Below are 19,969 nucleotides of genomic sequence, written 5' to 3'. Positions count from 1 at the left end.
GGAATGAGAAAAGCAAAGGAGATTTCTGGTCCATGGTGAGAGGAAGGTTTCGGACTCTCTTAGAAAGTTTAGTGAACATAAGCCAGCAGACTAATAATAATGCAAAACTCCTGGCCAGCCAGGAGTTTTTTTATTGGTCTTTTATATATTTTTGAATTTTCCTATAGGCAGTTGATTGATTTATGCCAAGAACTTTGCCGATTTTATAGGAGCTGTGGTATTTTTTATATGCATTTATAATTAATTGTTCTTCCAATTCTTCCTGTGCTTGCTTTAAGGAGCAAATTTCATTAATCTGGACTGCATATTGCTGTTGGCCGATAGATGAGTTAACAATCTTATGCGGCAAATCGGTTAACTGAATTTCATCCTTGTCAGCTATAACCACCAAACGCTCCATTAAATTTTCCAATTCTCTAACGTTCCCTGGCCAACTGTAATTAATCAGCTTATTTTCTGCTTCTAGGGTGAGATATGCAGAAGTTCCATATTTTTTATTGGATATTTCTAAAAAGTAATCCATTAAATATGAAATATCCTCTTTTCTTGTTTTTAAAGGGGGAATATAAATGGGGATTACATTTAACCGGTAAAATAAATCTTCTCTGAATGTTCCTTCTTCCACCATTTTTTCTAAGTCTTTATTCGTTGCGGCAATAATTCTGGTATCTACTTGTATTGGTCTGGTTCCGCCAACCCTCTGGATTTCATGCTCCTGAATAGCTTTTAATAGTTTTACCTGAAGATTAAGCGGCATCTCACCAATTTCATCCAAAAATAATGTGCCTCCATCTGCCTCTTCGAACAATCCCTTTTTGCCTTCTTTATTAGCACCTGTAAAGGCGCCTGGTTCATACCCAAAAAGTTCTGATTCAATGAGAGGCTCCGGTATTGCCCCGCAATTAACATGAATGAACGACTGCTTCCTTCTTTTGCTTTTTTTATGTATAAGAGATACGATAACCCCTTTTCCAACACCGGATTTTCCTGTAACAAGTACAGTAGAATCCACCTTTGCAATTTTATCTACCATTTTCACAATTTTGCGCATATCTGGTGAAAAAGAAATAAATTCTTCTTCCTCTTTGTTCTGAAACCTCCTGAGTTCTTCAAGCTCTTCCTGGAAGCTTTCAAGTAAATGTTCGGTACGCTCAATCTTATTGCGAAGCTGCCTGATTTCTGTCAGGTCCCTTGAGGTAAAAATAATGAACTCTATATTTCCTTCTGGATCCAGGGAGGGATTTCCGATGCAGTGAATCGTTCGGCCGGTTCTGGTTCTCTGTATCATTGAAACCCGCTCTTTTCGTTCCTTTACAATAGGAAACAAAGAGGGGGAAAACAGCCCTTTTCTCGCTAGTTCTTCCGTATTTTTTCCTACTATTTCAGCTGCCTTCATCCCATAAAATGCCTCTCCGGCCGGATTCACTCTAAGGACTGTACCAATGCCGTCAGTAACAAAAATTTCATCAAAACAGGTATTAATAATAGTCTCCAATTCATGGTTCAAATTCTTATAATGTGTTAGCTCGCAAATTTTCATAAATTCACCCGCATTTTTTAATAAATTGAGGTAATAGAGGCTGGTAATGAAATAATAGCATATTAAGTAGGTATCAACAATTCGTAATATTTAGAATAGTAAAAACCAATAATGCGGAAATGCATTATTACTAATGCACAAAATCATTAAACTCGCAGCTGAAGCTCATGGATTCTTTATCTAGCAGTAATAGATTTTTGGCATAAAACTTGCACACTACTTTATTAAGTAACTTTTATATTATTCATCATATTAAGGAGGTAATCGCATTGGCTACGTATAATAAAGATCAAATCAAGAAACTTTTAGAATTGGATAAAAAGCATTATTTACATCCAACATCTTCATTAAGACAGCATCAGGAGAGCGGCCCGAAACGGATTTTTACAGATGGGAAAGGGATTTACTTAACCGATGTAAATGGCGTTCGCTATATTGATGCGCTGGCATCACTGTGGAATGTGAATGTTGGTCATGGCAGGAAGGAACTTGGGGAGGCAGCGAGGGAGCAAATGGGCAAGCTTGCTTATAGTTCATCTTTTAATAATCTTTCTCACGAATCGGTTATTCAGTTGTCTGAGAAGCTGGCAAGCCTTACACCTGGCGATTTGAATGTGTTTTTCTATACTTCAGGCGGATCTGAATCAAATGATACGGCCTTTAAGCTTGTACGGCATTATTGGAAATTGAAGGGACATCCGGAGAAAAAGAAGATTATTGGTTTAGAGCGTGCTTATCATGGAATTACAATAGGGGCGACAAGCGCAACGGGAATTCAGCAATTCCAAAATATGACAACCTCACAAGCGCCGGATTTTCTCCATGCTGCAGCCCACAAAACGAATTGTGAATTGGGTGACAAGAACGATCCGGACTTTACTAGAAGCATTCGGGGTATTATTGAAAATGAAGGCCCGGAAAAGATAGCTGCGGTTATTGTTGAACCGATTCAGGGGGCAGGCGGTGTGATTATCCCGCCGAATGGATATTTAGAAGCTGTCCGGGAGCTTTGTGATCAATACGGCATCTTAATGATAGCTGATGAAGTTATTTGCGGTTTCGGCAGAACTGGAAAAATGTTCGGAGTCGATCATTGGAATGTTATACCTGATGTCATGTGTATGGCGAAGGGAATAACGAGTGGTTATATTCCGCTGGGAGCGGTCGCGATTACTGAACGCTTAAGGGACAGCCTGGCTGAAGTGTCGGATGATGTCTTATTCCATGGATTTACTTATAGCGGTCATCCCGCTGCCTGTGCAGTTGCGTTAAAAAATATTGAAATTATTGAAAAAGAAAATCTGCCGGCTCATGCAAGCAAGATGGAAAAAGAATTGAAAAAAGGCTTTGAGTATTTGACTGAGAATCATACGCTGGTGACAAAATCACGGGCAAAGGGTTTGATTGGTGCATTTGAATTGTTTGAGGATAGGGAAAAGGGAATTCCCTTTAAACCTGAGAAAATGGCTGCCCAAAAACTGGTTGAAGAATGTCTATCCCGAGGATTAATTGTGAGGGCCGTTACCTTTGGAGGAACAAACATAATTGCCCTTTCACCACCGCTTATTATTAATAAAGAAGAAATTGAAAAAGTGATTTCGATCTTCTCGGATTCCATTCAGGTGGTTGAAAAGAGTTTGAAATTACAAAGTGTTTAATAGTTAATATTGATCGGGTGCCTATTCATTAGAGTAGGCACTAAAAACAGATGAAAAAACAGAAAATTAATTATATTTTGACTAACAATGGACTTACTTAGGCTTTCTTCATCCAAAATTTGAGTGGAGGTAAATGAATGAGTGAAACCAGGTTTATAAAAACACTAGGAAACCGTGATGTACTTACTCTTGCATTTGGGGCAATGATCGGCTGGGGCTGGGTTGTTACTGCCGGCCTATGGATTACAGAAGCTGGCTCATTGGGTGCTATTCTTGCCTTTGTTATTGGAGGCTTGCTTGTTACTTTTGTTGGTTTAACTTATGCAGAATTGGCATCGGCTCTTCCATTGGCAGGCGGGGAACATGTTTATAGTTTTAAAGCCATGGGGAGGGTTGCCAGTTTTATTACTACATGGGCAATAATTTTAGGATATGTTTCTGTAGTTGCTTTCGAAGCAGTTGCACTGCCAACTGTTTTTGAGTATTTGATCCCTAATTATAGTAAAGGCTACTTATACACAGTGGCAGATTGGGATGTCACGATAACATGGGCAGGGGTAGGTATCATAGGATCTATTTTTATCGCCTGGATAAATTATCGTGGCATTAAATTCTCTACTGCAGCTATGTTCATTTTGACATTATTAATTCTAATTGCGGGTGTTTTATTAATAACAGGCAGTTCTTATTCAGGAAACACACAAAATATGCAGCCATTATTTGAAAAAGGAATGGCAGGGATACTAACTGTTGTGATAATGACGCCATTCATGTTTGTTGGGTTTGATGTCATTCCGCAGGCAGCAGAAGAAATAAAGCTTCCACAGAAGCAAATTGGGAAATTATTAATTGTATCTGTTATTATGGCAATTGTTTGGTATATTGCGGTAATTTTCGGCGTTTCCCGTGTGCTCAGTCCCTCTGAAATTGCTCAATCCAATCTTGTTACAGCTGACGCGATGGCAAAAGCCTTTGGAGATAGTCAAATGATGGGCAATCTGCTAGTCCTTGGAGGAATAGGCGGAATTCTGACAAGCTGGATTGGATTCTATGTTGGGGGAAGCCGGGCAATCTATGCACTTGCAAGGGCAGGCATGCTTCCGAAGTCTTTAGGAGAACTCCACCCAAAATACAATACTCCTCATAAAGCCATTTTATTGATTGCAGTTTTATCAACAGCTGCACCTTTGTTAGGAAGGCCAGCCTTAGTCTGGCTGGTTGATGCAGGCGGATTAGGGTTAGTAGTAGCTTGGTTTATGGTAGCACTTTCTTTTGTTATTTTGCGTAAAAAGGCTCCAGATATGTACAGGCCATTTCGTCTTCATGGGGGAACCGCAACTGGCTGGATTGCGGTCTTTATGTCACTTGGCGTTAGTATTCTATATATGCCAGGAATGCCTTCAGCATTAATCTGGCCTTACGAATGGGTCATCGTATTTGCCTGGATTATCCTCGGCTTTGTTTTTTATAAAACCTCCATGTCAAAATATGGAACAGAATACTCCAATAAACATATGAATGACGAAATAGCCCGAGTTATAACATACGACAACCAAACCGACATAAAGGAAAAAAGCAGCTAATGGGTCAGGTATCTATACCACTAAGGCAAAGTGGTATAGGTACCTGGTACTTTTTTTGAGTATAAAAAAAGTGAAGCTGTTTCAAAATAAAAACACTTTCAACTATGGAGGGTCCATGATGGGTGAAAAGTGTTTTTATTGCACTGATGAGATTGAAGGAAAGCAAATACATTTGATTACGTTTGAGGTGGCTTATCAAGAAAAAGAAGAGGTTTTATGTAAAGGCTGTTATCATGAATGGCTGCATGGGATTAAAGGTTAGAAAAGAGTATTAGGAGGTTATTATGAAAAAAGTTAATGATAAGTTTCGCACTGAAAGCGGGAGTGAGGGTTTAAATAGAGAGACGTCAGAAGGGACACTTGAAATTAGTTCAACAGGTTATGGGCTGGAGTCTGTTTCGAAAGAAGAATCCAGCCATCTGGAAAATCCACCCAGCTGTGGGGGAGTATAATTAAGCGCCTGCTAACTGCAGGCGTTTTTAAATTTAGGAAAAAAGGTACAAACTGAGCTGATGTTGTGCAGGAATACCTCTTCCCCGACTTGAATACAATATGAAAATGGAAACGACTTCCTATAAAGAGAAAGGAAGAATACAAGAAAAAGCTGGGGGAAAAATGAGTAAGCTAAAATGGGGAATTTTATTAATGTTGATTGGCAGTTTAATAGGATTAGCCGGGTGTTCAGGGAAAGCAGCAGGAGATAATGAGCCGGAGAAAAAGGCAGCAGAAGAGAAGGTAAAGGAGGAAGAAAAGGTCAAAGAGGAGGAAAATAAGGAAGAAGTAAAACCGGTTGTGGTTAATGTTATCGATCCTAATACAAAAGCTGTGCTTAAGACCTTCAGCCCTGCTGAGATGGGATTTGGAGATGACGATGAAAAATATAAAGCAGATCTTGCCCAATGGGCCAAAGAAATAGCGCGTGGTACGGATACGAAGCAAGGCTATGACCAAAGGATGACACTTGATAAAATAGGACCGGATGGGAAGATAATTAAAGGGCAGCCCGAAGTTATCCTTGAAGAAAGTGAATTAGTGGATAAGATTTTTGCTGCGTCTGTAAGCGGAGGGGATGTGGAACTTCCTCTCTATGTATCCGAAAGTGGTTATGACCCTGCTGATGTACCGTATTTAGGCGAAGTTGTCGTCGCGTCCTATACTACCCATTTCAATAGCGGTGTGGCAGGCAGGACAAAAAATATTGAGCTATCAGCAGAAGCTATCAATAATATCATCCTCGGTGACGGAGATCATTTTTCTTTTAATACAACAGTGGGTCCCAGTGATGAAGCGCATGGATATCAGCCTGCAGAAGAAGCCATTAATGGCAAGCTCGTCATGGGCATTGGGGGCGGTATTTGCCAAACATCCTCCACCCTTTTCAATGCCGTAGATAAAGTCGGGGTCAGCTATGTGGAAAAACACCACCATTCTGTAACAGTGGGTTATGTCCCTAAGGGCAGGGATGCAACAGTATCCTATGGTGGCAAAGACTTCAGATTTGAAAACACAACCGGTATCCCTCTTCTAGTGAAAGCTAACTTTGGAAATGGTGTTTTAACCATTGAAATAAGAACTGCAAAAAAGTACGAGGGAATGCTAAAGAAAGCCGTTTAGCTAGTGCGGGCGCCTATACCATGTGAACTGGTATAGGTGCCTGGCACTTTTTTATTCATAATTATTGTAAAATTCAATCAAATAAATTATAATAATTTTAACAAACCGCTGACAGCAATAACCATGCTGCACGTACGGCTTGAAATTTTATGAATAAATCATAATACAAGACATTGACTTTTTTCACTTGATCTTCCTTGCCGGAAGACGAGCCATGAATAAGAGTCAGTAAAACGTTCAATGTGTAAGGGCATTGTATGTTTTGCTGACTCTTTTTGTTTTCTTAAATCGTTTGAAAGAGGTGAAAAAGTGAAGGGTGCTCTAGAAGGAATTAGAATTATCGATGTTTCCCGTGTTTTAGCCGGGCCATTTTGTTCTATGATTCTGGGTGATCTTGGAGCAGAAGTGATTAAAATCGAACATTACAAAACAGGTGATGAAACACGGTGGTGGGGGCCCCCCTTTGTAAACGGAGAAAGTGCCTATTATTTATGCGCCAACCGCAATAAGCAGAGTATCACCCTTAATTTGAAGTCTGAAGAAGGTAAAGAAATTTTCAGGAAACTTGTTTCAACAGGTGACGTAGTTGTACAAAATTTCAAATCAGGAACGCTGGAAAAAATGGGATTGGGCTACGAAAGTTTGAAAGAAATTAACCCTTCTTTAATTATGGCTTCTATTACTGGATTTGGTTCAACTGGACCATATAAGGACTTGCCAGGATATGACTATATTATTCAGGCGATGAGCGGACTAATGAGCATTACTGGTGAGGCAGATGGGAGCCCTATGAAGGTTGGTGTTGCAATTGCGGATGTACTAACTGGTCTGTATACATGTATTGGCATCTTATCTGCTCTTCAGCATCGGAACAAAACAGGAGAGGGTCAGGAAATAGACATTTCTTTAATGGATTGCCAGGTATCTTCACTAATTAATGTTGCCAGCAATTTCTTATGCAGTGGGGTTATCCCGCAACGTTTAGGGAATCAGCATCCAAATATAGTTCCATATCAGGTGTTTTCTGCAAAAGATGGTGAATTGGTTGTAGCAGTAGGGAATGATGAGCAATTTAAGCGATTTTCAGCTGCTTTAGGCAGACAGGATTTATCTGAAGTGAAAGAGTTTATCCATAATGAGAACCGATTGGAAAATAAATCTAAACTTATTTCCATACTTGAAGAACTGCTCTCAAAAAAAACAAAAAAGGAATGGAAAGACATTTTGGATAAAGCGGGGATTCCGAACGGTCCTATTAATAATGTTCAAGACATGTTTGATGATCCGCAAATAAGATCCAGAGAAATGGTAGTAGAAATGGATCATCCTTCTATTGGAACTCTTAGACTTACAGGTTCACCGATTAAGCTCTCTAAATCACCTGTAAAAATGAGGCATCATCCTCCCATGTTTGGTGAGCATACAGAAACTATTTTGGAGCAGCTCGGTTACCATCCCGACCAAATTGACAGGTTTAGAAAAAATCAAATTATATAGGAGGAATTGAAATGATGAACTTCGAATTATCTGATGAACAGCAAAGTGTGAAAAAATTAGTGAAAAGGTTTGTAGACAAGGAAATTATCCCGAATATTCAGGAGTGGGACCGACAAGTTCATTTTGAACCTTCAATACTAAAAAAATTAGCTGAATTGCAATTAATGGGTGTTTGCATTCCTGAGGAATATGGCGGTGCAGGGATGGATTACAACACTTTGGCAATTATTTGTGAAGAGCTGGAGCGCGGAGATACTGCCTACCGTACTGCGGTATCTGTCCATACAGGTTTAAATAGTATGACATTGCTGCAATGGGGAACAGAGGAGCAAAAACAGAAGTATTTAGTGCCGCAAGCGCAAGGCAAACAGGTAGGAGCATTTGGTTTAACCGAACCTAATGCAGGGTCGGATGTATCTGCAATGAATTCAACTGCCATTCGGAATGGAGACTCTTATATTCTAAATGGATCAAAATCGTGGATTTCACTCTGTGATGCAGCGGATAATTTCCTCATTTTTGCTAAAACAGAACATGATATTGGGCACAAGGGAATTTCTGCATTTATAGTTGAGCGAAAATTCCCAGGTGTGGAAACAAAGGCGATTAAAGGAAAGCTGGGAATAAGGGCAGGCAACACAGGCGAGGTATTTTTGTCTGATGTAAGAGTGCCTGTATCAAATAGGCTTGGTGAAGAAGGAGAAGGCTTTAAAATTGCCATGTCAGCATTAGATAATGGCCGATTTACTGTAGCAGCAGGGGCAGTCGGCTTAATTGAAGCCAGTCTAGAAGCAAGTCTAAAGTATTGCCATGAACGCAAAACTTTTGACAAGGAAATAGGCAGGCATCAGCTCGTTCAGCAGATGATTGCAAAAATGAGTGCTAATCTGGAGATTTCCAGATTGCTTGTGTTTAAATCAGGCTGGCTAAAAAATCAGGGTAAAAGGAATACAAAAGAAACGTCCCTTGCGAAATGGATAGCATGCAATGCAGCCTTTGAAGCTGCCAATGATGCTGTTCAAATCCACGGTGCATATGGTTATTCGGATGAATATCCGGTTGAGCGCTTTTTAAGAAACTCAAAAGCTCCGGTGATTTACGAAGGAACCAGAGAAATTCACACCATTATGCAAGGAGAATATGCTCTGGGATACAGGGAGGATAAGCCGCTTCGAAAGCAGCTGCCAGCTTGGCCTTTTGAAGAAGTATCAGTACATTAAGTAAGGGAATCGGCACACACCCCATAGTGACATAAGGGAGGATGAAAGTATGAACACATATTTTATTGCCGGGCATGCCAAACTTCCGCAGGGAATGGCTGCGAGAAACCTATATGATTCTATTACAATTACAGTGGAACTGGACTTTAAATATGGTGTGATAGTTGATTCATCATGTACACTCGCCACTGAGCATGGCCGTGAATATATCCGCCAGCTTCTTAGAGGCTATTGTTTGCGCGAAGGGGTTGAAGAACTCATAAATAGGGTACAGCGCCATTATCGCGGGAAAGCCGGACAGGCAATTCAGGCAGCGCTTAAGGATGTATATCTCCAATATGAGCTTGCTTTGTCTAAATAGTCAGGAGAACCTCAGATAATGGCTTTAGAAGGCTTTGGGCTCTGTTAGTTAAAAAAATAAGCAAAAAGCGGAGGGGTTTGTCCACACCTTTTTAGTCCCTCTTAATACAATAATATAGAAGATCTCCTCCCTAAGGATCTTTGGTCTGCATAGTCGCCGCTAGTCTGCCAGCCGGATTAGCGGCATTTTCTTTGTTTTTATGCAAATAACGAGAAAGGAAGAGAATTTTCTGTAAATATATGAACTGATAGGCAAAAAGGACCTGACTTACCAGGTGTGTTCATGTTAAATTATAAGTAGAATATCCTATTTTATCTGGAAAAGAGGAAAGTCATGAAATTATCTGTGGCAAAAAAACTGTTCCTCGGGTTTTTATCTGTCCTTTTATTATTTGGTCTTGTAGCCGGTTTATCGAATTATGAACTCGGTAACGTTAACCGAAATTATCAAAGCTTACTAGATGAAAGTGTCTCTGAAGTGATGCTTGTAAAAACCCTGAAGGCAGAGCTTATGAATGAAGCAGGGGGAATCCGAGGCTACCTCCTGACAGGCGACTCTACATATCTCAGTGACTATGAAAGTTCCCGCAAGAGGATGGAACATCATATTAATGAACTGAATAAATTAACCGCCAATAAAGAAGAAAAGGCGCTGGCGAAAGAGCTGAAAGTGCTCCATGATCGCTACCAGAGCATTATTGATAAGGAAATTAAGTTTAAGCTGGAAGATAATAATGCATACATGTCATTAGTTGAAACCTCTGATAAACAGGTCAGCCAGGATTTTAACAAAAAAGCGGATGAACTTGTAAAATTTTACGAATCCCAATTAGATGCCGGGATAAATGAAACAGTATCCAGCGTAAAATCCGCTCAGGTCATTACTTTAATCATTACGATTGCAGCCATTCTGGCTGCGATGGCGATCGCTTATTTTATAAGCAGAATGATTTCAAGGCCGATAAATCAGGCTGCAGCCACGATAGACAAGGTGGCTGGAGGAGATTTAAGCCAGAGCTCCATTAAAGTGAAAAACAGGGATGAAATAGGAGCGTTTATTTTATCTTTAAATAAGATGGTAAAAGACTTGAGATCTGTGGTCAGCCAGGTAAGAAGCACTTCAGAACAAGTTGCATCAAGCAGTGAGGAACTGGCTGCGAGTGCAGAGGAAAGTTCATTGGCTTCAGAACAGGTTGCTGCTATTTCACAAAAAAATGCCCTTGGCACTGAACAGCAGCTTTACCGTTTTAGAGAGGTATCCTCTTCAATGGAGGAGATTGCTTCCGGAATGCAGCAGATCTCATCAAGCAGCGAGCTGATGCTTGAAGCAGCAGAAAAAACTGATTTCTTAACTAAAAAAGGCACTAAATCAGTCGAAAATGTTGTAAGGCAGATGAATGAAATAAATATTTCGGTAGGCGATGCCACACAGTATATTTATACGCTCGAATCCCGATCAAGAGAAATAAGCAATATTGTGGAACTGATCACCACTATCGCCGAGCAGACCAATTTGCTTGCACTCAATGCTGCCATTGAAGCTGCAAGGGCTGGTGAGCATGGCAGGGGCTTTTCGGTTGTCGCCGATGAAGTCCGCAAACTGGCAGAGGGTTCCAAACAATCTGCTGTTCAGATTCAGCAAATGATCGGACTTGTTCAGGAAGAAACAAAGCAGGCCGTTCAGGCAATGGAGAAAGGGAATGAGCAGGTAAAAGAAGGCCTTGAAGACACGATGGAAGCAAGTGCTGCTTTTGCCGAAATCGCCGATTCAATGGGTAATGTAACATATAAAGTCGAGGAAGTTTCATCCTCAGTGGAGGAACTGACTGCCTTAACCAGCCAGATCATTGAAGTCATGACAAATGTGCAGGACATTTCAGAAAAAAATGCAGCAGCTTCACAGGAAACTTCTGCCGCAACAGAAGAACAGCTCGCGACAATGGAAGAAGTATCAACTTCAGCAGGATCACTTGCAAAGCTTGCGGAAGAACTGCAGGAGGTTGTATCGAGATTTAAATTATAAAAGGGACTCAGCTGAGTCCCTTTTGATTTGTACTATAAGACTTTAATGGTTAAGGGATACAGATATGGAATAAACGGCTCCTCAATTTCTTTCCATTCCTTAATTTTAATCAGAGGAAGCTCCGTCCCATTATAGGATGCCTTATCTATGACTCCGCTAACTTTAACCCACATATTATCATAGAGTTCCGGAGCTTCCTCCATTTCTGAAAGAAAGCCAATTATACTTGCATCTGCCACACAATGCGTAATCAAAAACCTCGAAATGACAAGCTGATTGGAAGCAAGTCCTTCTTCTTTATATATAAATCCCTGAAATTCAATTTCCCTGCCGATGAATTTATCAATATCCTTACTGATTTCCTCATAATACAAGCTAAAAACTTTATCATCCATCTTAATAGCAGAAGCCGAATAAAGGTCCTTTTTTAATTGCTCAAACTCTTCATTGGATATTTCCTCTACTTCTTCATTTACAGACAGGTCATGTTCCAGCTCCTCAACTTCTTCCAGCTCTTCTTCAAAAGAATAGTCTTCAAGGTCAAAGTCTGATTCTTCAGAGCCTGCCGATGTATTCACCTCTTGTTTTTGATTCCCAAGTATGGCCAGCCCGCCTTTCTTTTCAGCAATTGAAGCATCAAGCGTCCTCGCGGGTAAGAAGAATCCTGTTAAAAGTGGAAATAATATAATAGAGTATGAAAGCAGCTTTTTACCTGTAAACGGTGTATCACCATGATCATGGTGATGAGAACAGCTATGATGGTCATGGTGGCAGCAATCCTCGCCGTGATGGTGTTCGTGATCCTCTTTTTCTCTTTTGGAACTCCATATCCTGGTAATCTGAATAAAAAATAAAAATAAAAACAGTATGGAAGCGGATTGACTTAAGCGGACATACTTCGGATTAATATATTTGGTTATATCGCCTGTATAATGAAGCTGAAAAATCAGTCCGCAAAAAGCCAGTAGAATCAGCGCCCTCAATGCCTGCTGAAAATGGATTTTCATAGCAATCCTCCTAAATGAAATTCTGTACAAGAACCAGCGTGAAAAAGACAACGGAAGCAGTCAGCGCTAATACCCCAAGAACAAACTTCATCCGAAACACACTAAGCATCATGATTGTATTTTTAAAATCGATCATTGGACCAAAGATCAGGAACCCCAGTACGGAAGACTTAGGAAATATGCTGCTGAATGAGGCACCAATAAAAGCGTCTGCCTCTGAGCATAGTGACAACACATAAGCAAAGCCCATCATGATCAGCAAGGATACAACCGGATTATCAGCATTTTGAAGAAATGTTTTTGCGGGCATATAGACTTGTACAATGGAAGCTAATAAAGCACCAATTATTAAATATTTGGCCATGTCAAAAAATTCATCGATTGAATGAGTCAGCATCGACCAAATCCGGTCCAGGAAAGAACGATTGTATTCGCTGCTGTGGGGTAAATGAAGATTATTTTTCAATTGCCCGGACTTAAAGAAGATGCTCACACTAAAGGCGACTATTATAGCAATTAGGAATCCAAGTCCCATTCTTAAGCCCGCCATTTCAAAATCGTTTCCAAAAGCCATGTATGTAGAAGCAATGACGATGGGATTAATCAAGGGCCCAGTCAGCATAAAACCAATCGCTGCATATACTGGAACACCCTTGGACATAAGACGGCGGATAATGGGGACAATTCCGCATTCACACGCTGGAAAAAGGGCGCCCGCCACGCAGCTCATGACAACAGCAGCCGTTCTATTTTTCGGTATCCACCTTTTTATATGGTCTTCTGTAATGAAAATTTGGATAAACCCTGCAATCAGCACACCTATCAGGACAAAAGGCAACGCTTCTATTAAGATGCTGATAAAGATAACATTCAAATTTAACAGAGAAGGGGGAATATCAAAAGATAAACCTAAGCCAGAGCTGAAAGATATTAAATATACCAGAATGGCTATCAAAATTATGCCCGTTATATCAATGATATGGCTGCGAACAACTCGATTCATAGTATCCTCCTGTGTTTAAAAATCGTAATGATTTCGTTTTATACTCTATATTAATTTTATGATATTGTAAATGGGATTATGAGCATTTTGAAAGGATAGGAGAATTGGAGGATAAAAAAATATAAAGTCTATCCTTGCAATCGAAAGAAAATTTTAATATGATTTAAATCGTAACAATTACGATTTAATAAAAATCCACCAATATTCTCGAGTAAACACTATATCTAATCAGGGTGAGGGGGAGTAATCAAAAATAAATCGTAATAATTACTATTTATACCGAAAAGGAGAGAATCCATGATAAAGAAGTTACCCGTCACTGTACTGAGCGGCTATTTAGGTTCAGGAAAGACCACTCTGCTCAACCACATACTACATAATCGCAGCAATCAGAAAATTGCAGTGATTGTAAACGATATGAGTGAAGTCAACATAGACGCATCCATGGTAAAAAAAGGCGGTTTTACCAGAACCGATGAAAAGCTGGTTGAGCTTCAAAACGGCTGTATCTGCTGTACCCTGAGAGAAGACTTAATGATAGAAGTGGAAAGGCTGGTTAAAGAAGGGGATATCGATTATATCCTGATTGAATCCTCAGGCATCTCAGAACCTATTCCGATTGCCCAGACTTTTACTTATATGGATGAAAGTTTGGGTATTAACCTTTCAAAATGGTGCACTCTTGACACCATGGTTACAGTTGTAGATGCAAATCGTTTTTGGCATGACTTTGCATCCGGAGAAACTCTGCTGGACCGCAAACAGGGCACAGATGAAAGTGACGTTCGGGAAATTGTTGACTTATTAATTGATCAAATAGAATTCGCAAATGTTATAGTGCTGAACAAGATGGATTTGGTTGATCCGGAAAGCGCTGATGAGCTTAGGGCTATATTAGAAAAGTTAAATCCTGAAGCGAAAATTATTAATGCCGTAAATTCAGGGGTTGAACCGGAAGAGATCCTTCATACTCGTCTTTTTGATTTTGAAACGGCGAGCCAGGGAGCAGGCTGGATTAAGGAGCTTAATGAGGAACATACACCGGAAACTGAAGAATATGGAATTTCATCCTTTGTATATAGAAGGAAAAGGCCTTTCCATCCAGAAAGATTCATGCAATGGCTAGAAGAATTCCCTGCAGATATTGTGAGAGCCAAAGGCTTTTTCTGGCTGGCTTCCCGAAATGACATGGCTGGGCTCCTGTCTCAGGCAGGGCCATCCATAACACTGCAAGGTGCCGGGGAATGGATAGCAGCCCTTCCAGAAGTGGAAAGAAACGAAATTTTAAAAAATGACCCAGAACTTCTTATTAGATGGGATAAGGAATTTGGAGACAGAATGACAGAGCTTGTATTCATTGGCATGGATATGAAACAAGAAGAGGTTGCATCAAGCCTGGATGATTGTTTACTAACCGACAAAGAAATGAGTTCAGCCTGGAGCAGGCTGGCTGACAGGCTGCCACCTTTTAATTCTACTAGGATGGAGGAAATAGTATGAAAGTGAAAATTACTTTGGCATGCATTGAAACAGGGGATCGCAACTATATAACAACCAAAAATAATAGAAATAATCCACATAGGATTGAATTAATGAAATACTCTCCAAAGCTAAAAAAACACACCCTGCACAGGGAGACAAAATAACATAATCGTTTCCTTTTAATGTCCGGATGAGCTCTGACGGAAACTAACAGAGCAATCTGAAAAATTATGTTGATTTTTCCCGGCCCTGCAGATATTCTCAAACTAGGAGATATACGGAAGGGGAATTGAGATTCTATTATGTGGCAGAACATGTAATCATTTTTAGCTAAAATAGAGCAGTTTTCTCATAATGTCGGAAAGGTCTCTCTATTTTTAAAAATGATGAAAACAAGGTATGCCCTGCTGTGAATTCTTAAACCATAAGCTGGCTGATACCTTGTTGTGTATCTGCTTTTTTATTGGAATCTTTATCTCCTGGCTACCCCGCAGCAGGCCAAATTGGAGGGAAAGCTGATGAATCAACAGAATAAGACTGTTATTGTTACAGGTGTCAGCAGCCATAAAGGCATAGGTGCTGCTATATGCCGAAAGCTGGCTATTCAAAATTTTAACATATTCTTTACTTATTGGGATGCCGAGCCCCATTGGGAAAAAGTATTCAGCAATGAGATATCGGAAATCGGGGTTGAATGCAAAGGTCTTGAAGCAGACTTATCGGATGTTCAATCAGCAGAAAAGGTGCTTGAATCTGCTGCCTTGATAGTTGGAAAGCCGATGATACTTGTTAATAATGCAGCTCATTCAACAAGAGATGGATATCTGGAGCTTGATGCAAAAACACTGGACGCACACTATGCGGTTAATATGAGAGCCCTATTTCTTCTCTGCACTGAATTTGCCAAAAGATTTCCGGATTGGAATTTGCCTTACGGTCGAATCATTAATATGACTTCCGGACAAGAGCTGGGTCCAATGCCCGGTGAATTGGCTTATGCTTCTACTAAAGCAGCCATCACGGCGTTTACCAGATCTCTGTCAACAGAAATTGCTCATTTAGGAATAACCGTCAATGCGATTAACCCTGGTCCAACAGACTCTACATGGATGGATGAAGGCATAAGAAATCACCTATTGCCTAAATTTCCAGCCGGCAGAATCGGCCAGCCTGAAGACGCAGCCAATCTTGCAGCATTTCTGGCAAGTGAAGAGTCAAAGTGGATAACAGGGCAGGTGATCCATTCCGAGGGAGGGTTCATTCGCGGTTAACCTAAAAGCAAGTGACATTTATTTAACAAATCTCAGCTATTTATATCATTTTTGATACAAAATACCCAAAAGGGTTTATTGATCTCCTCCAAATGTGTATAAATAGAAGTTATAGAGGGGAGAGACCTATGTTAAATTTATTAAATGACCCTGATTTTATTCAAAAGTGTGAAACTTCCTCCCCGCTTGAGATGGTTGAATACTTAACAGGCGGTAATATTAGAGGATTGGAAAAAATCGCTTTGGGCACGCTTGCAAACAGAAAACAGCTGCCGGCAAATGTCGTGAATGTCCTGATCGTTTATTTCTTCAGCACATTCGCGAATAAAGTATATGACCGAAATGATCTTGCCAGGCTTTATGATTACTGGGCATCGAATCATGTATACAGTTTGGCAAAAGCACAGGAAATGACTGGTGAGTATATTGAAAAAGTTCTGGCCAGCTTAAAATAATAGAGTAAATAAAAAGTTCATCCTAATTGGGATGAACCTTTTTTGATATCATCTAATTCTTTTTATTGCTATATGCACCTTCTATAGTCTGTTTCATCATTTGATGTCCAAGCACCGCAACGCCTGCTGCAACGATTCCGTTAAGGAGCCCTTCAAAAGAAAAGCCAAATGCCAGGCTGCCTGCGGAAACAGAAATGATTACAAGAATCCATACGATGGACCAATCAGGAATTTTTGGTGTCTGTTTCAATGCATACCCAATTACCCACAAGGCCGGGACCAGCATGTAATAATTCTGGTTTAAAAAATCCAGTAAGTTCAATCCACTCACCTCCTGATCCTGTTTTCTATATTTTATGAATGCATCATATAATTTGTTTGTCTGATTGTCTCTAAAATGGTAGATATATCATGATAGATTTACACATTTTGGAATCTACGGAAGACGAAATAGTTTGAAAATTCCTTTTGCAAACGGGTGGTATAGTTGACATTCCTTCCTATAAGTGCTAAATTTGAATCAGCCGTTATGCATCGTGTTATATTTTGCTAGCTGCTTTTTCAACCGTTAGGCAATGGTCTGGATGAGTAATGAACGTAAAGTTATAAGCGTGTATATGGTGAATTTACACATGGCTTTTTCTAGCCAATAGGAGGATTTTTTTCATGAAAAACGGTAAAGTAAAATGGTTCAATGCTGAAAAAGGTTTCGGATTCATCGAAGGTGAAGACGGAAACGACGTATTCGTACATTACTCTGCTATCCAATCTGAAGGTTTCAAATCTTTAGAAGAAGGCCAAGAAGTTTCTTTCGAAGTTGTTGAAGGTGCACGCGGACCTCAAGCAGCTAACGTAACTAAACTATAATCGACAGACCCATACAAAAACAGCCTGGCCATTTGGTCAGGCTGTTTTATTTATCAACGATTGTATATAAGTACATGCTATGCCACAACCTATGGGAAAAAGGGAAGGTGGTATAAGATGGATTTTTTATGGGAATCAGTCCTTTTAATTTTTTCAGGGGTATTGCTTTTACGTGTGGCCGGAAGAAAATCCATTTCGCAAATGACATTAGCTCAAACAGTTGTGATGATTTCAATAGGTACCATTATCATTCAGCCGATCATTGAGACAAGTGTTTGGAAAACGATTGTGGCAGCAGCTATCTTAATCGGATCATTAATATTAATGGAATATCTGCAGGTAAAGTTTAATTTTATTGAAAAATTTATAACGGGCAAATCCAAAATTGTGATTGAGGACGGGAAGCTAAAAACAGCAAATATGAGGAAGCTGCGCTTTACAGCTGATCAGCTGGAAATGAGGCTTAGAACCAACGGAATCACAAAAATTTCAGATGTCAAAATGGCTACGCTTGAACCGAATGGACAGCTTGGGTATGAGTTAATGAATGATGCGAAGCCTTTGACTGTTGGAGAATTTAAAAGGCTGATAGGAGAAATGATTTTGCAGTCACCCGTTCAGCCTGCACCACAAGCATCAGGTGATATATTTCAGGAGCTGAAAAAGGGGCATTCCCCGCCAAATTCAAAAGATCTGCACTAATTTTAAGCCGCATTGCGGCTTTTTTAAATTCATAATCCCCATCTTTCCCCTTTTAAAGTATTATTCAGATTCTTAATCTATAACAAAAAAGTGCTTGAAGTTTCGCGAGTTTCCTGTATAATTTTCAAGCGTGAGTTATTTCAGAATAATTTCATATAAATCACTTATCAAGAGAGACTGAGGGACTGGCCCGAAGATGTCTCGGCAGCGGGCTCTATAGAGCGCTGTGCCAAATCCAGCAAGCATAGGTGCTTGGCAGATAAGAAGAGAACGATTGATTTGTTAAGATCTCTTCTTGCTTGAAGAGGTCTTTTTATTTTGCTGGAAAATCCATTCGGAGAGGAGATTTTTAATGAAAAACAAGGGCAATCCCTGGGCATTATTGCCGCTTTTGGCTTTCCTTCTAATTTTTATTGGAAGCGGCATAGCAACAGGAGATTTCAATAGCATTCCAATCATTGTCATTGTATCCGCTACAGCCGGAATAGCACTGGCAATGAACAGAAAAAAGCCATTCATGGAAAAAGTAGAGATATTCACTAAAGGGGCAGGTCATCCCGATATTATATTAATGTCCATCATTTTTATCCTGGCAGGGGCCTTTTCTGGTACAGCTAAAGGTATGGGTGCAGTTGATTCAACAGTGAACCTTGCACTCTCTTTTATCCCGCAGAATCTGCTTATGGTCGGAATTTTTATCATTGCATGCTTTATTTCATTATCAATGGGAACATCAATGGGGACAGTTGTAGCTCTCGCTCCAATTGGTGTAGCTCTTTCTGCGGAGACAGATATTTCCGTCGCATTGGCCATGGCAGCAATAATAGGCGGTGCCATGTTCGGGGATAATCTTTCCGTCATTTCTGATACGACCATTGCAGCGGTCAGGACACAAGGAACGAGAATGACCGATAAATTCCGTGTGAATTTCTTAATCGTCCTGCCTGCTGCATTGCTTACGGCTTTGATTCTTGGGATTTTAACAGCAGGTCAGGAAAGCGTGGTAACCAGCGGGGATTACAGCTTTTTGAAAGTAATCCCTTATCTTGGCGTATTGGCTGCAGCTTTGCTTGGCATGAATGTCATTCTTGTCCTTAGCGGGGGTATCCTTCTTGCAGGGCTGATCGGAATTGCAGACGGCAGCTATACCTTTGTTTCATTCCTGCAAATGATTGCTGAAGGAATGGCTGGTATGCAGACCCTTGCGATAATTGCCATCCTCATTGGCGGATTGGTTGAGATCATCCGATTTAATGGGGGAATCGATTACTTGCTTCACATGGCTACAAGCAAAATAAAATCTCGCAGGGGAGCTGAATTTGGTATTGCGTCACTTGTCACCCTGACAAATTTATCTACAGCCAATAACACAATTGCCATCATTATTGCAGGGCCGCTTGCCAAAAAAATTGCAGATCAATATGAGATTGACCCACGTAAATCAGCAAGTATTCTTGATATATTTGCCTGTTTTGTACAAGGGACTATCCCATATGGGGCACAGATGCTGGCTGCTTCCGGGCTCGCTGCCATTTCGCCGGTGAGCATCATGGCATATTCCATTTATCCAATATTAATTGGCATTTGCGGTGTTATTGCCATTTTGATTAACTTCCCTAAGCTAAAAAAGCAATAGATGAAAGAGCCTTTGTTGGGCTCTTTTTCTTTTCGAATAATGCTATGTTTT

General features: G+C 40.2%; 20 protein-coding genes and 1 riboswitch. Of the genes, 16 read left to right on the top strand and 4 right to left on the bottom strand.

Features of this window, described 5'->3' with window-relative positions; genetic code table 11:
- Positions 1 to 130: 130 nt before the first annotated feature.
- Positions 131 to 1,540 (bottom strand): sigma-54 interaction domain-containing protein, encoded by a 1,410-nt coding sequence (locus tag NR125_RS00975; RefSeq protein WP_009334842.1) that lies wholly within the window; start codon positions 1,538 to 1,540, stop codon positions 131 to 133.
- 269 nt (positions 1,541 to 1,809) lie between these two features.
- On the opposite strand from NR125_RS00975, the gene NR125_RS00970 reads away from it, so the two are divergent.
- From NR125_RS00970 to NR125_RS00930, 9 genes are all read left to right on the top strand, one after another.
- Positions 1,810 to 3,198: an aminotransferase family protein gene (locus NR125_RS00970; protein ID WP_034297113.1), complete on the top strand. Its 1,389-nt coding sequence runs from the start codon at positions 1,810 to 1,812 to the stop codon at positions 3,196 to 3,198.
- 137 nt (positions 3,199 to 3,335) lie between these two features.
- A complete protein-coding gene (locus NR125_RS00965) occupies positions 3,336 to 4,781 on the top strand; it encodes an APC family permease (RefSeq protein WP_009334840.1) in 1,446 nt (481 codons plus the stop codon).
- Between the two features lie 115 nt (positions 4,782 to 4,896).
- Complete coding sequence (locus NR125_RS00960; protein WP_157380246.1) at positions 4,897 to 5,043, top strand: hypothetical protein; 147 nt, start codon at positions 4,897 to 4,899, stop codon at positions 5,041 to 5,043.
- Positions 5,044 to 5,065: 22 nt separating this feature from the next.
- Positions 5,066 to 5,233 (top strand): hypothetical protein, encoded by a 168-nt coding sequence (locus NR125_RS00955; protein WP_009334839.1) that lies wholly within the window; start codon positions 5,066 to 5,068, stop codon positions 5,231 to 5,233.
- Positions 5,234 to 5,396: 163 nt separating this feature from the next.
- Entirely contained in the window at positions 5,397 to 6,395 is a 999-nt protein-coding gene (locus tag NR125_RS00950) for a VanW family protein (protein WP_050807834.1), read from the top strand.
- 309 nt (positions 6,396 to 6,704) lie between these two features.
- Complete coding sequence (locus NR125_RS00945; RefSeq protein WP_256814646.1) at positions 6,705 to 7,892, top strand: CaiB/BaiF CoA transferase family protein; 1,188 nt, start codon at positions 6,705 to 6,707, stop codon at positions 7,890 to 7,892.
- 14 nt (positions 7,893 to 7,906) lie between these two features.
- Positions 7,907 to 9,112: an acyl-CoA dehydrogenase family protein gene (locus NR125_RS00940; protein WP_256814760.1), complete on the top strand. Its 1,206-nt coding sequence runs from the start codon at positions 7,907 to 7,909 to the stop codon at positions 9,110 to 9,112.
- Between the two features lie 49 nt (positions 9,113 to 9,161).
- Entirely contained in the window at positions 9,162 to 9,473 is a 312-nt protein-coding gene (locus NR125_RS00935; protein WP_009334835.1) for a DUF3870 domain-containing protein, read from the top strand.
- A 333-nt stretch (positions 9,474 to 9,806) separates the two neighbouring features.
- Positions 9,807 to 11,495, top strand: coding sequence for a methyl-accepting chemotaxis protein (locus NR125_RS00930; protein ID WP_256814645.1), 1,689 nt, complete (start codon positions 9,807 to 9,809; stop codon positions 11,493 to 11,495).
- Positions 11,496 to 11,527: 32 nt separating this feature from the next.
- On the opposite strand, the gene NR125_RS00925 is transcribed toward NR125_RS00930, so the two are convergent.
- Positions 11,528 to 12,502, bottom strand: coding sequence for a TIGR03943 family putative permease subunit (locus tag NR125_RS00925; protein WP_256814644.1), 975 nt, complete (start codon positions 12,500 to 12,502; stop codon positions 11,528 to 11,530).
- Positions 12,503 to 12,512: 10 nt separating this feature from the next.
- Complete coding sequence (locus NR125_RS00920) at positions 12,513 to 13,505, bottom strand: permease (protein WP_009334831.1); 993 nt, start codon at positions 13,503 to 13,505, stop codon at positions 12,513 to 12,515.
- Positions 13,506 to 13,802: 297 nt separating this feature from the next.
- Between NR125_RS00920 and NR125_RS00915 the strand changes: the two genes are divergently transcribed.
- From NR125_RS00915 to NR125_RS00900, 4 genes are all read left to right on the top strand, one after another.
- Entirely contained in the window at positions 13,803 to 15,005 is a 1,203-nt protein-coding gene (locus NR125_RS00915) for a GTP-binding protein (protein ID WP_071157842.1), read from the top strand.
- On the top strand, positions 15,002 to 15,151 hold the full coding sequence (gene rpmG, locus NR125_RS00910) for a 50S ribosomal protein L33 (protein WP_071157840.1): 150 nt from the start codon (positions 15,002 to 15,004) through the stop codon (positions 15,149 to 15,151). The genes NR125_RS00915 and rpmG overlap by 4 nt, the downstream gene beginning before the upstream one ends.
- A gap of 351 nt (positions 15,152 to 15,502) precedes the next feature.
- Positions 15,503 to 16,258 (top strand): SDR family oxidoreductase, encoded by a 756-nt coding sequence (locus NR125_RS00905; protein ID WP_372675450.1) that lies wholly within the window; start codon positions 15,503 to 15,505, stop codon positions 16,256 to 16,258.
- A gap of 128 nt (positions 16,259 to 16,386) precedes the next feature.
- Positions 16,387 to 16,713: a hypothetical protein gene (locus NR125_RS00900; RefSeq protein ID WP_019382453.1), complete on the top strand. Its 327-nt coding sequence runs from the start codon at positions 16,387 to 16,389 to the stop codon at positions 16,711 to 16,713.
- 52 nt (positions 16,714 to 16,765) lie between these two features.
- Here NR125_RS00900 and NR125_RS00895 read toward each other — a convergent pair whose 3' ends face one another.
- On the bottom strand, positions 16,766 to 17,044 hold the full coding sequence (locus NR125_RS00895; RefSeq protein ID WP_372675447.1) for a phage holin family protein: 279 nt from the start codon (positions 17,042 to 17,044) through the stop codon (positions 16,766 to 16,768).
- Positions 17,045 to 17,379: 335 nt separating this feature from the next.
- Here NR125_RS00895 and NR125_RS00890 point away from each other — a divergent pair, with 335 nt between their 5' ends.
- From NR125_RS00890 to NR125_RS00880, 3 genes are all read left to right on the top strand, one after another.
- Positions 17,380 to 17,580: a cold-shock protein gene (locus tag NR125_RS00890; RefSeq protein ID WP_009334826.1), complete on the top strand. Its 201-nt coding sequence runs from the start codon at positions 17,380 to 17,382 to the stop codon at positions 17,578 to 17,580.
- Positions 17,581 to 17,697: 117 nt separating this feature from the next.
- Positions 17,698 to 18,282: a DUF421 domain-containing protein gene (locus tag NR125_RS00885; RefSeq protein WP_019382452.1), complete on the top strand. Its 585-nt coding sequence runs from the start codon at positions 17,698 to 17,700 to the stop codon at positions 18,280 to 18,282.
- A 161-nt stretch (positions 18,283 to 18,443) separates the two neighbouring features.
- Positions 18,444 to 18,548: riboswitch (SAM riboswitch) on the top strand.
- A gap of 86 nt (positions 18,549 to 18,634) precedes the next feature.
- Positions 18,635 to 19,918, top strand: a complete 1,284-nt coding sequence (locus NR125_RS00880; protein ID WP_071157838.1) for a Na+/H+ antiporter NhaC family protein — start codon at positions 18,635 to 18,637, stop codon at positions 19,916 to 19,918.
- The last annotated feature ends 51 nt before the right edge of the window (positions 19,919 to 19,969 follow it).

Origin of the sequence: Cytobacillus sp. Bac17, assembly GCF_024519925.1 — a bacterium.
GTDB classification, from domain to species: domain Bacteria; phylum Bacillota; class Bacilli; order Bacillales; family Cytobacillaceae; genus Cytobacillus; species Cytobacillus pseudoceanisediminis.
This window is presented reverse-complemented; position numbering and strand designations above follow the sequence as displayed.